The 13,158-nt window shown below is 41.2% G+C and carries 12 protein-coding genes; 5 read left to right on the top strand and 7 right to left on the bottom strand.

Annotation, left to right across the window (positions count from 1 at the left end; translation table 11 throughout):
• Positions 1-66: 66 nt before the first annotated feature.
• A complete protein-coding gene (locus OHT75_RS11320; RefSeq protein WP_264726670.1) occupies positions 67-639 on the bottom strand; it encodes a DNA-3-methyladenine glycosylase I in 573 nt (190 codons plus the stop codon).
• Positions 640-751: 112 nt separating this feature from the next.
• On the opposite strand from OHT75_RS11320, the gene glyQ reads away from it, so the two are divergent.
• Both glyQ and glyS read left to right on the top strand, forming a co-directional pair.
• On the top strand, positions 752-1,657 hold the full coding sequence (gene glyQ, locus OHT75_RS11325; protein ID WP_188843259.1) for a glycine--tRNA ligase subunit alpha: 906 nt from the start codon (positions 752-754) through the stop codon (positions 1,655-1,657).
• A gap of 9 nt (positions 1,658-1,666) precedes the next feature.
• Positions 1,667-3,739, top strand: a complete 2,073-nt coding sequence (gene glyS / locus OHT75_RS11330; RefSeq protein WP_264726672.1) for a glycine--tRNA ligase subunit beta — start codon at positions 1,667-1,669, stop codon at positions 3,737-3,739.
• Positions 3,740-3,828: 89 nt separating this feature from the next.
• Here glyS and OHT75_RS11335 read toward each other — a convergent pair whose 3' ends face one another.
• From OHT75_RS11335 to dnaA, 6 genes are all read right to left on the bottom strand, one after another.
• Positions 3,829-4,890, bottom strand: coding sequence for an HDOD domain-containing protein (locus OHT75_RS11335; protein WP_406682016.1), 1,062 nt, complete (start codon positions 4,888-4,890; stop codon positions 3,829-3,831).
• A 133-nt stretch (positions 4,891-5,023) separates the two neighbouring features.
• Positions 5,024-5,740: a hypothetical protein gene (locus OHT75_RS11340; RefSeq protein WP_264726674.1), complete on the bottom strand. Its 717-nt coding sequence runs from the start codon at positions 5,738-5,740 to the stop codon at positions 5,024-5,026.
• Between the two features lie 121 nt (positions 5,741-5,861).
• A complete protein-coding gene (gene gyrB, locus OHT75_RS11345; protein ID WP_264726676.1) occupies positions 5,862-8,279 on the bottom strand; it encodes a DNA topoisomerase (ATP-hydrolyzing) subunit B in 2,418 nt (805 codons plus the stop codon).
• Between the two features lie 15 nt (positions 8,280-8,294).
• Entirely contained in the window at positions 8,295-9,377 is a 1,083-nt protein-coding gene (gene recF / locus OHT75_RS11350; protein WP_264726678.1) for a DNA replication/repair protein RecF, read from the bottom strand.
• A 95-nt stretch (positions 9,378-9,472) separates the two neighbouring features.
• Complete coding sequence (gene dnaN, locus OHT75_RS11355) at positions 9,473-10,573, bottom strand: DNA polymerase III subunit beta (RefSeq protein WP_188843246.1); 1,101 nt, start codon at positions 10,571-10,573, stop codon at positions 9,473-9,475.
• 19 nt (positions 10,574-10,592) lie between these two features.
• A complete protein-coding gene (dnaA, locus tag OHT75_RS11360; protein ID WP_264726681.1) occupies positions 10,593-11,981 on the bottom strand; it encodes a chromosomal replication initiator protein DnaA in 1,389 nt (462 codons plus the stop codon).
• 446 nt (positions 11,982-12,427) lie between these two features.
• On the opposite strand from dnaA, the gene rpmH reads away from it, so the two are divergent.
• Genes rpmH through yidD form a run of 3 tightly spaced genes read left to right on the top strand, consistent with a single transcriptional unit; the run spans position 12,428 to position 13,158 of the window.
• Positions 12,428-12,565 (top strand): 50S ribosomal protein L34, encoded by a 138-nt coding sequence (rpmH, locus tag OHT75_RS11365; protein ID WP_006083827.1) that lies wholly within the window; start codon positions 12,428-12,430, stop codon positions 12,563-12,565.
• A gap of 15 nt (positions 12,566-12,580) precedes the next feature.
• The gene (gene rnpA, locus OHT75_RS11370) at positions 12,581-12,937 is read left to right on the top strand and encodes a ribonuclease P protein component (RefSeq protein ID WP_264726683.1); all 357 of its coding nucleotides are present in this window, start codon (positions 12,581-12,583) and stop codon (positions 12,935-12,937) included.
• Entirely contained in the window at positions 12,904-13,158 is a 255-nt protein-coding gene (gene yidD, locus OHT75_RS11375; protein WP_188843240.1) for a membrane protein insertion efficiency factor YidD, read from the top strand. Before rnpA ends, yidD begins: the two co-directional genes overlap by 34 nt.

The following is a 13,158-nucleotide window of genomic DNA, read 5'->3' on the forward strand; positions in this document are numbered from 1 at the left end:
AATCATTATTATAAAATCAAAAATATAACACTGTGACCAAGTATTTTTACAAGCAAGGATCATCAGTTAGAGATTTCGATTGGCACTATAGCAAAAACAGTCCGTAGTATGATCATTGACCATACCTACTGCCTGCATAAAAGCATAACAAATCGTTGGACCAACAAAGTTGAATCCAAGTTTTTTAAGCGCTTTTGACATGGCTTCTGACTCAAGGGTTTGAGCCGGCACATCGGCCAAAGAAGCGAGGTGATTCACTTTAGGAATACCGCCAACAAATGACCATAAGAAATCAGCGAAATCATTACCCTGCTCTACAAATGCCAAATAAGCTTTGGCATTACGAATAATTGAATTAATCTTCAATCGATTACGGACAATACCTGGCTCAAGCATCAGCGCCTCTACTTTTGCCTCGTCAAAGGTAGCGATTATGCTAGGCTCAAAGTTTGCGAATAACGCTTCGTAATTAGCCTGCTTCTTTAAAATGGTTATCCAAGATAACCCCGCCTGTTGGCCATCTAAACACAACTTAGCGAAGAGTTGTTGCGGATCATAAACTGGTCGCCCCCAAACCTCATCATGGTATTGTTGATATAAAGGATCATCGCTCACCCAACCACATCGGTTTACCTGCATGTGTAGTGTCCATTAACAAAAATAGTATTACGTTAAAAAATAACCTACATCTACCTTGCTCTACAAGGTATAATCAATGCCATTTTCTATTAATAGCCTAACAGTAGTAGACATGACGACGAAACACGACGTAAAGACTTTTCAGGGTTTCATCCTAACCCTACAAGAATATTGGGCGCAGCAAGGTTGCGCAATTGTTCAACCTCTAGACATGGAAGTGGGTGCAGGAACATTTCACCCGCAAACATTCTTACGTTCATTAGGCCCAGAGCCAATGAGCAGTGCCTATGTTCAACCATCGCGCCGCCCTACCGATGGCCGTTATGGTGATAACCCAAACCGCCTGCAACACTACTATCAATTTCAGGTTGTGTTGAAACCATCGCCAGACAATATCCAAGAGTTGTATTTAGGCTCATTAGAAGCTCTTGGTATTGATACTCAAGTACATGATATACGTTTTGTTGAAGACAACTGGGAATCTCCAACACTAGGCGCTTGGGGATTGGGTTGGGAAATCTGGTTAAACGGTATGGAAGTCACTCAGTTTACTTACTTCCAACAGGTTGGTGGTTTAGAGTGTAGCCCAGTTACGGGTGAGATCACTTATGGTCTTGAACGCCTAGCCATGTATATTCAAGAAGTCGACAGTGTCTATGATCTCGTCTGGACTGACGGCCCTATGGGTCGAGTGACTTATGGTGATATTTTTCATCAAAATGAAGTTGAACAGTCAACTTATAATTTTGAGCATGCCAATGTTGAAGTGCTATTTAAACAGTTTGATGACTGCGAAAAAGCCTGCCAGCATTTATTAGGCTTAGAAAAGCCACTACCTCTACCTGCCTACGAGCAAGTGATGAAAGCATCGCACGCTTTTAACTTACTTGATGCCCGCCATGCTATTTCAGTGACCGAACGCCAGCGTTATATTTTACGCGTTCGTACTATGGCTAAAGGTGTAGCAGAATCTTATTATCAAGCACGTGAAGCGCTAGGCTTCCCTATGTGTAAGTAGAGGTAAACAATGAATTTTGAAAACTTACTCATTGAGATTGGTACAGAAGAACTGCCACCAAAAGCATTACGTAATTTAGCTGAGTCATTTTTAGCAAACTTTAGCGATGAGCTAGCAAGGGCTGATTTACCCTTTAGCGCATCAACTTGGTATGCAGCACCTCGCCGTTTAGCAATTAGCTTTACTGAGCTGGCTTTATCTCAAGCTGACAAAGTAGTTGAAAAACGTGGTCCTGCTGTAAGCTCGGCATTTGACGCTGAGGGTAATCCAACTAAAGCGGCTCAAGGTTGGGCTCGTGGCAATGGAATTACCGTTGATCAAGCCGAGCGTTTAGTCACCGACAAAGGTGAATGGTTAGTGCATAATGCAAAAGTTGTCGGTGTGGCAACCAGTAGCTTAATTGCTGATATGACCCAGCGCGCATTAGATAAATTGCCGATCCCAAAACCCATGCGTTGGGGTAACAGCAAAACCCAATTTATTCGTCCAGTTCATACCGTCACTATGTTATTAGGTAGCGAAGCGATTAACGGTGAAGTGCTTGGCATAAAATCTGCCCGCACCATCCGCGGTCACCGTTTTATGGGACTTGCCAGTTTTGAACTTGATCATGCCGATAACTATATCAGCATGCTCAAAGAACAAGGCAAAGTGATTGCTGACTACCACGAACGTAAAGCACTTATTAAAGCCGATGCAGAAAAAGCGGCAAGCACCATTGGTGGTATTGCTGACCTAGAAGATAGCTTACTTGAAGAAGTGACCTCTTTAGTTGAATGGCCCGTGGTATTAACCGCCCATTTTGAAGAAAAATTTCTTGATGTGCCCGCAGAAGCGCTAGTTTACACCATGAAAGGCGACCAAAAATACTTCCCTGTTTTTGATGCTGCTGGCAAATTATTACCTAACTTCATTTTTGTATCTAACATAGTATCTAAAGATCCTCAGCAGATTATCTCTGGAAATGAGAAAGTGGTTCGTCCACGTTTAGCTGATGCTGAGTTTTTCTTTAATACCGATAAAAAACACACGCTGGAATCTCGTTTGGCGAGCTTAGAGACCGTTGTGTTCCAAAAGCAATTAGGTACTTTAAAGCAACGTGTTGAACGTATTTCAGCAATGGCAGGTTTTATCGCCGCGCAATTAAATGCTAGCGAAGCGGATGCTAGCCGTGCTGGTTTATTGTCTAAAGCAGATTTGATGACCAACATGGTCATGGAGTTTACCGATACACAAGGCACAATGGGCATGCACTACGCTCGCCTTGACGGTGAAACCGAAGCGGTTGCCGTTGCGATTGAACAACAGTATAAACCTAAGTTTTCTGGTGATACGGTACCAACAGATGCAGTATCTTGTGCGGTTGCCTTAGCTGAAAAATTTGACACCCTTGTAGGTATTTTTGGTATAGGCCAAGCACCTAAAGGAGCAGCAGATCCCTTTGCTTTGCGTCGTGCGGCAATTGGCATTTTACGCATCATCGTCGAAAACAATTTGCCACTCGATTTGGTTGATTTAATTGCTAAAGCGCAAGCATTACACGGTGAAACGTTAAGCAATAACAACACAGCTGATGATGTACTTGAGTTCTTTATGGCTCGCTTCCGCAGCTGGTATCAAGATCAAGGTATTGAAGTCGACGTTATCTTAGCCGTGTTGGCACGCCGCCCAACACGTCCTGCTGATTTTGATAGCCGTGTTAAAGCGGTATCTCACTTCCGCAGTTTAGAAGCCTCTACGGCGCTTGCTGCAGCGAATAAGCGTGTTTCAAATATCTTAGCTAAAGTGGAAGGCACATTGCCAGAAACGATTAACTCAAGCTTACTTGTTGAAACCGCAGAAAAAGCCTTGGCCGATAAGTTAACTCAGCTTCAACCAGAGTTAGCGCCTTTATTTGCCAGCGCCAATTACCAGCAAGCACTGACATTGTTAGCCGATTTACGTGAAAGTGTTGATCAGTTCTTTGAAGATGTGATGGTAATGGCTGATGATGAAGCCCTGAAACAAAACCGCATTGCCTTACTTAATCGTTTACGTGAACAATTCCTGCACGTAGCAGATATTTCGGTGTTGCAGTCTTAGCCACTCGCTCATCAATAAAAAGGCGCCTTAGGCGCTTTTTTTATGCCGATTGAATAGTGTCGTTTGTTATGCAATAAAAACCAATGAGATTAAAACTCAATTAATTTTTGATGTAATCCATCAAATGCTTCCCGAGAAATTTCGACTTGCCCAAGCAACTTAATCAACATCTCTTCCGACAACTTATTAGCCTGCAACAACATTGAGCATTCACTAATTACATTTGCTCGCCAAACCGCTTTTGCAGCACCAGAGTTGGGCACAATATTGACATTGGCTAATAAGGATAAGTTATCGGCAAACGAATCGGGGATCTGCCAATATTTAGCCAGCAAAGCACTTAAGGTAAGCGATTTCGTTGTCATTAACTGACTAAAAAGCAGAGAATTTGGTTGCTCTCCTGGCTCAGCCTGATAAAAGGCATCGATAAGTATTTTAAAAATGGCTATCTTGCCCACGTCATGTAAAAGCCCTAACAAAAAGACACTATCGCCATCTTGTTCGGCTAACTCACCTGACAAAAAGGCCACTTGCATTGAATGTCGCCATATCTCGGCACCAAATCGACGAAAATAAATAGGCTTAATATCAATCATTTCACGGGTAAGACAAACCGTAACAAGTCGTCTTAACTGTTCCCGTCCCAATTGCACCAAAGCTTGCTGAAGATTCGTCACGGTTTTATCTGAACGCCTAAACACCGGAGAATTACACAGTTTCAATATTTCTATGCTTAACAATGGGTCTTGCTCGATAAGTTTAAGCACGTCTTTAGTATCAATGTTCTCATCGGCTAATTGGTTATCTAACTCCATGATTTTACTTGGCAACTTAAGTACATTCTCAGCAATCTCTTTAGGCGAACTGAGTGATGTTTCAATTTGCGCCATCACTTGGCGTTCAAGATTATTAGCAATACCATCTTGTTGCTGTTGTTGTGGAAACAGTAAAGTATAGAAAAGCGCGGAAACATCAATTGAAGATAATTGATCAGCATCTTTAAGCTGATTGACTGGAGATGAAGCACTTGGTTGAGCCGACTTTGCTTGTAATGCCGCCGTCATTTTTTCAACACTAGACACGCCTGTAAATTTGGCTTGGTCGTGAGGATCTCGAACATTAAACAGCTTTTTAAAAAAACGGGTCACCACAACAAGCCACCTTTGAAGAACAATGGGAATAAACGTCTAGTTTACTCTGTTAGAACAATTATCCCACTAGACAATATTAATTAAGGTGAACCATTAATAATATTATTTTATTCAATTAATATTAGCTGGGGTTTTAGGTTTTTTTTTGATAAGTAATCACAATGTCACCACTAGCCATAGACATATATTGAACTTCCAATTCTGGATGGCTTAAAATAAATTTGTTGATAGCCTCTCGAGCGAAATTCACTGAATCATGTTGGGCTCTCAATAAACAAATACTTTGTTTGCAGTAATGATAGTTAACAACAAAATCCTCAAAATCTCCCCCCCAATTGTCAACATAATCTTCATCAATTAGATTAAACTCTTCAACTTTCAATTCAATATATTGATCAGGGTCTTCAACTATTAATGAAGATAAATCCGGTGGTATCGCTATAAAAAACGATTCATCACCTTCTTCGTTATAAATATATACGGTACCAAGTTCTGCAAAAAGTCCTCTTTCAGTTAGATACTTATTATAGAGTCTTTGATAATCACTGTGACTTGAGTCGATTTTATATTTCTTTAATTTATTTATTTCATTATTTTCAATTGAGTTTTCAACGGAGCTTTCGACGGAGCTTGCAACTGAACTTTCAACGTTAATCTCATCTGATTTTGAATCAATGGGGACAAGCTCTGCTTCTGATTGGCTAGATTTAATTTCAACGGACTCAGGAGAAACAACAGCTGGTGTATTTTCTACTTTTAGTTTTTCAGATTCGGATCCTTTCCCATTAAGTTGAAAACCGAAGAGAATAAACATGATTACAATTGCGATTGATAGGTAGCTAATTTTCATTACAGACATCCTTTTCGTAATTTTATTATTATAAATTAATGCTATGGCATATGAATGTAAACCTAAAACAAAAAAAAGAGCCCTAGATAAATCTAGAGCTCTTTTTCAAACTAATTTCTAACTAGACGTCTAGGTTAGCCACGTTTAACGCGTTGGTTTCAATAAACTCACGGCGCGGTTCAACTTGATCACCCATTAAACAGGTAAACAGTTGGTCTGCAGCAACGGCATCCTCAATCGTTACGCGCAGCATACGACGAGACTCAGGATCCATGGTGGTTTCCCATAACTGCTCAGGGTTCATCTCACCCAGTCCTTTATAGCGCTGGATATATAAACCACGTTTCGCTTCGCTTACGGTCCAATCTAATGCTTCTAAGAAAGTATCAACTTCTTTTAAACGTTCACCACGTTGAACATAACCACCCTCTTCAATCATACCGTCTAATGCCGCACCTAACTTAGCGATACGCTGGTAGTCAGTTGAGGTGAAGAAGTCATAACCAAATAGGTAGTTAGTATCAATACCGTGCTTACGAATCGTAATGTTTGGGGTATAGACTTTACGCTCAGGATCTAAAATCACATCTGATGAATAGATCACACCGCTGTTTTCAAGATCAACCAGATCAGCAATAAATCGATCACACCAAGTCTTCATCGCTCCTTCATCAGCAAGCATTGCCAATGTAATTTCAGGATGGTACAGCATGCGGTTAGTAATATTTGTTGGGAAACGCTTTTCTAAACGACTGATAATTTTCTCAACATCACGGTATTGACTCACTAAACGCTCTAACGGCTCACCGCTCATTCCTGGTGCACCTTGGCTTGGATACACATGTGTTCCATCAAGCGCTTGAGTTGTTAAGTATTCGGTTAATGCTAACTCATCTTTCAAATACTGTTCCTGTTTGCCCTTTTTCACTTTGTATAACGGTGGTTGTGCAATATACACATAACCACGCTCAATAAGCTCAGGCATTTGACGGAAGAAGAAGGTCAACAGCAAGGTACGAATGTGCGAGCCGTCGACGTCAGCATCGGTCATGATAACAATATTGTGATAACGCGTTTTATCAGGGTTATATTCATCACGACCAATACCACAGCCAAGTGCAGTAATGAGTGTAGCCACTTCTTGTGATGACAACATTTTGTCAAAACGTGCTTTCTCTACGTTAAGAATTTTACCTTTCAACGGCAGAATTGCTTGGTTTTTACGGTTACGTCCCTGCTTGGCACTACCGCCAGCAGAGTCACCTTCCACTATGTATATTTCAGAAAGACCAGGGTCTTTCTCTTGGCAATCTGCAAGCTTTCCTGGTAAACCACCTAAGTCTAACGCACCTTTACGGCGAGTCATTTCACGCGCTTTACGTGCGGCTTCACGTGCTCGTGCTGCATCAACAATCTTACCCACAATCAATTTCGCATCTGCAGGGTTTTCTAATAGGTAGTCATTTAATTGCTCACCCATTGTTTGTTCAACGGCACTTTTCACTTCACTAGAGACCAGTTTATCTTTGGTTTGTGAACTGAATTTTGGATCAGGTACTTTTACCGAAATAACTGCCGTTAACCCTTCACGTGCATCATCGCCGGTAGCACTGGTTTTGCCTTTTTTATTGAAGCCTTCACGCTCCATATAGTTATTCAAGTTACGGGTTAATGCACCACGGAAACCGGCTAAATGAGTACCACCATCACGCTGAGGGATATTGTTGGTGAAACAGAAAATGCTTTCTTGATAACCGTCGTTCCATTGCATTGCCACTTCTACGGTAATGCCGTCTTCACGCTCTTGAGTAAAGTGGAAAACATCTTTGTTAATCGGTGTTTTATTACGGTTTAAGTAATTTACGAATGCGCTAATACCGCCTTCGTATTTAAAAAACTCATCTTTATTGTCACGCTCGTCAACAAGGCGAATACCCACCCCTGAGTTTAAGAAAGACAACTCGCGCACACGCTTAGCTAAAATATCAAAGTGAAATTCAACATCAGAGAAGGTTTGAGCACTGGGCCAAAAACGGATTTCAGTACCAGTTTTAACGGCATCGCCAATTTCTTTGATAGGTTCGTTAGGTACACCATGAGTATAAAACTGCTCATAAATTTTACCGGCACGACGAATGGTTAACTGTAATTTTTCTGATAAGGCATTAACAACCGACACACCCACACCGTGAAGACCACCCGATACCTTATACGAGTTATCATCAAATTTACCGCCGGCATGTAATACCGTCATGATAACTTCTGCAGCAGAGACGCCTTCTTCTTCATGGATAGAAACCGGAATACCACGGCCATCATCTTTTACTGAAACAGAACCATCTGAATGAATGGTGATGGTGATATCGCTACAATGGCCGGCTAACGCTTCATCGATAGAGTTATCGACGACTTCGAATACCATATGGTGAAGGCCGGTACCGTCATCGGTATCACCAATATACATACCAGGGCGCTTACGTACTGCATCAAGGCCTTTTAGCACCTTAATACTCGAAGAATCGTAACTATTCTCTGACATATTTCTCTCTCGTTGTTATTCAATAACCGTTACTTGCCCATGTTCCACATGAAACATCCTGTCGGGAGGGCTTGTTAACGAATCGACTATTGCTGATGGTTCGATTGCGGTGACAAAGATTTGTGCGCCGGTTTCGGTTAACTGTTTCAACAATAGCTGCCTATGCTGTGCATCCAACTCTGACGGTAAATCGTCGACCAAATAAATACTGTTTTTATTTAGCTGTTGTTTGAGCAACTTTCCCTGTGCAATACGCAGTGCACAGACTAATAATTTTAATTGCCCCCGGGATAACGCATCCTGCGCAGGTAAAGTACCTACCCTTAAACGTAAATCCGCTTTATGCGGGCCGCTTAAGGTATGTCCGGTGGCTAAATCTCTAGGATATTGGTTTTCAAGTAACTGCGAAAACGTCGTTTTACTATCCCATCCTCTGGTAAAAGAAACGTTGATATTAACCTGAGGTAAAAACTCACTTATTATACTCTTTAGTAGCGCATTTAACGAGTCTACATAGCGATTTCGTATATCTGTGACCAGTTCAGCATACCGCACCAATTCCTTATCCCAAAACTGTATTTGTGAATAGCTTGCTTGATTTCTAAGAAGTTGATTTCTTTGCTTTAAAATACGTCGAGTATTCACCCAAGCTTGATAGAATTGCGGATCAGAATGAAACGCCCCCCAATCAATAAATTGCCGCCTGGCTTTCGGGCCTTCAAATAACAATGAAAAGCTTTCTGGGGTGATAACTTGTATCGGCAAGGTTTCGGCTAGTACCGACAGTTTTTTTACTTTGTCGCCATTAATTTTAACTTCTATCTCACCGCTTCGATGGCGTCGTAACCCAATTTTGGTTTGCTCATCATCACCTTCAAGCTGTGCAAACAGCGTTAAATTATCTGCTTCAACATTAATCACGCGTTGAGATAAATGACTGCGAAATGAACGGCCCATACCTAAGAAGAAAATCGCTTCTAAAATACTGGTTTTGCCACTGCCATTTTGACCATAAATTAAGTTCAAGCCACTGGCTGCATTGAGGTTAGCAGACAAAATGTTACGAAATGAGCTAATGGTTAAACGGCTAAGACTCATGCAGACCTATCGGTAAATAAATGGCTAGAATAAAAGACAAAACAAGGTGCCTTAAGCACCTTGTTAATGATATGAGTTAGACTACCACAATGCGCTTAAAGACGCATAGGCATCACCACATACATAGAGTCTTCTTCTAAATGATTTTCAATTAGCGCACTTGAGTTACCGTCTATTAAGGTAATACGTACTTCGTCACTGGCGAGGTTATTTAATACATCCAACAAATAACTCACATTGAAGCCTATTTCTAAATTATCCGAGTCGTAATCAACATCAATAATCTCTTCAGCTTCTTCTTGCTCAGGATTGTTTGCGGTAATTTTTAATAAACCAGGTTCAAGCTGAATACGCACACCACGGAATTTTTCGTTAGAAAGAATTGAGGCGCGGGTTAAAGCCTGTTTCAGTTGATTACGACTAGCAATAACAATTTTATTGCCACCTTTTGGTAATACACGGCGATAATCAGGAAAACGTCCATCCACTAGCTTGCTGGTGAACACAGCATTGGCCGTCACGGCACGAATGGCATTATCACCAATGCTGATAGTGATATCTTGATCTTCACTATCGAGTAAGCGTGACATTTCGACCACACCTTTACGTGGCACAATCACTTGTTTTTCAGGCAGTGTTTGGGCAACTTGGCGATGGCTTAATGCTAAACGGTGACCGTCGGTGGCAATAGAGCGTAAAACGTTACCCTCGGTTTCAAATAGCAAACCGTTTAAGTAGTAACGCACATCTTGGTTAGCCATCGAAAATTGGGTTGAATCGATAATTGATTTCAATACACCCTGCTTTAGGCTGAATTCAATATCAGCTTGGAAAGCTTCAACATTTGGGTAATCTTCAGCGGGCAAGGTTGCCAATGAAAAACGGCTACGGCCAGATAGTAGTAACCATTTATTATCTTGTTGTTCGATACGCAGTTCAGAAGAATCCGGCAATGATTTTACAATATCTAATAGCTTTTTAGCCGGAACGGTAGTCCGCCCAGTGACAACATCACCATGAATAGCGGCCTGCCCGACAAGCTCCACTTCTAAATCTGTGCCAGTTAGTTTAAGTGAGTCTTCACTAACTTCTACAAGTAAATTGGCAAGAATGGGTAAGTTGTGTCTACGTTCTACGGCACCACAAACCAATTGCAATGGCTTTAGCAGTGCATCCCTATCAATTGAAAATTTCATTGTGTCAGTATTCCCTGAATTAAGAAGAGAGCGTTCTGATTAAGTTGGCATAATCTTCTTTAATGTCATGACTTTCTTCACGCAATTGCGCAATTTTACGGCAGGCATGCAGCACTGTAGTATGATCACGACCACCAAATGCATCACCAATTTCAGGTAAGCTTTGGTTTGTAAGTTCTTTAGATAACGCCATCGCCACTTGTCTAGGTCTTGCCACACTGCGCGAGCGACGTTTAGACAGCATATCTGCCATTTTTATTTTGTAGTATTCAGCAACGGTTTTCTGAATATTGTCTATAGTGACTAATTTTTCTTGAAGTGCCAAGAGATCACGTAATGCTTCGCGCACAAAATCAATGGTAATGGGTCTGCCAGTAAAGTTAGCATTGGCAATAACCCGATTTAACGCACCTTCTAATTCACGCACATTCGAGCGTAAACGTTTAGCAATGAAGAATGCCACTTCATCAGGGAGGTTAATGCCACTTTCTTGCGCTTTACGCATTAAAATTGCCACACGGGTTTCTAACTCAGGTGGCTCAATAGCCACTGTTAAACCCCAGCCAAAGCGGGATTTTAAGCGATCTTCTACGCCGTCGATCTCTTTTGGATAACGGTCTGATGTTAAGATGATCTGATGATTGCCTTCTAATAATGCGTTGAAGGTATGGAAGAATTCTTCTTGAGAGCGATCTTTATTGGCAAAAAATTGAATGTCATCAATAAACAACGCATCAACACTTCGGTAATAGCGTTTAAATTCTTCAATAGCATTGTTTTGCAGTGCTTTAACCATATCCTGAACAAAACGCTCAGAATGCATATAAACCACTTTCGCATTGGGATTATTTTTAATAATGCCATTACCCACCGCATGTAAAAGGTGAGTTTTACCTAAACCAGTGCCACCATATAAAAATAATGGATTATAAGCGCCACCTGGGTTTTCAGAAACTTGCAACGCAGCAGCTTTCCCTAACTGGTTTGATTTACCTTCAACAAAGTTATCAAACTGATAAGTTGGGTTAATATTGCTACGGTGATTAGCATTTGCTATCGGCTCAGCCTGGGTATTAAAGCTAGTACCCACACGAGCTTTAGTTTGTTGACCACTGGGTTTAGCATAAACAGGCGCTGAAACCATAGGCGTTTGACGTGCAGAAGGACGACTACCAATATCAAAACGCAACTTAGGTGCATTACTGCCCATTTGCTCAGTAAAGAATTGATTAATGATATTGATGTACTTATCACGCACCCAATCCAATACAAATCGGTTTGGAGCATAAAGGACTAACGTATCGCCATCCATTTCAGCTTGTAACGGACGGATCCACATACTGAACTGCTGAGCCGATAATTCGTCTTGCAGTCTACCGATACATTGTTGCCAAAGTGAAACCGCCACTTATATTTTCCCCAAAATAGGTTAACAAAAGGAGATGTATTCTATAGCGAGATCACAAGGATCGCTATCGTTAATCTAATATTTATCCCCAACGCGATCATTGTATGTGGATATCTTCGATCATTAAAGATCAAACTCGATCTAATTTCTGTGAAAATGATGTAAATCGCGCTTTATTAACCGATCCAGATTGATCTATAATGCGCGGCCTTTGATCTGTTTTAACAGTTTTAAAACCACTAGATATTGTGTTGGTGCACAGAGTTATCCACACTCTATGGTGCTTTTTAGCTAAATTCAGCAAAGAAATATTGGCAGAAATTTTTCATATAACCATTTTGGCTGTTGACGCTGAGGGTTAAAGTGATTACAATTCGGCCTCTTTTTTACCCTTACCTCTAATGTTGGAGCTAAGGCAAATTCACTAACAAAGACGGATTGCCATCATGAGTAAACGTACTTTTCAACCTAGCAACCTGAAGCGCAAGCGTTCTCACGGCTTCCGCGCTCGTATGGCCACTGTAGGCGGCCGTAAGGTGCTTGCACGTCGTCGTGCGAAAGGTCGCGCTCGTTTATCTGCTTAATAAGTAGATAACTAGGTGACTAGCTATACCTTTACGCGGGAGTTAAGACTCTTAACTCCCGCGCAATTTAAATCTGTATTCTCCAATCCAATCAAAGCATCCTCTGCTGAAATAACCCTGCTCGCCATTCCGAATTCAGAGCAACATCCTCGTATTGGTTTAACTGTTGCAAAACGTTTTGTTAAACGTGCAAATCAACGCAACCGAATTAAACGTGTGATAAGGGACAGTTTTCGTTTACATCAACACGACATTCCTAACATAGATATCGTGGTATTAGTCAGAAATGGCGTGATGGAAATGGAAAATGCAGAACTACACAAATTAATAGAAAAGCTATGGCGCAAACTCAGTCGCCGCTACAATGGCTAGCAACCACGTTAATTCGTGGCTATCAACTCATTATTAGCCCTATGATTGGACCGCGTTGTCGATTCAATCCAACATGTTCACATTATGCTATTGAAGCAATAAAAACACATGGAACGGCAAAAGGTAGTTGGTTTGCAATCAAACGCATATTAAAATGTCACCCTTTACATCCCGGCGGAAGTGATCCCGTCCCACCCAAAAATGACAGGTGTAATAAATAG

Origin of the sequence: Shewanella subflava (assembly GCF_025971955.1) — a bacterium.
In the GTDB taxonomy this organism is placed as follows: Bacteria; Pseudomonadota; Gammaproteobacteria; order Enterobacterales; family Shewanellaceae; genus Shewanella; species Shewanella subflava.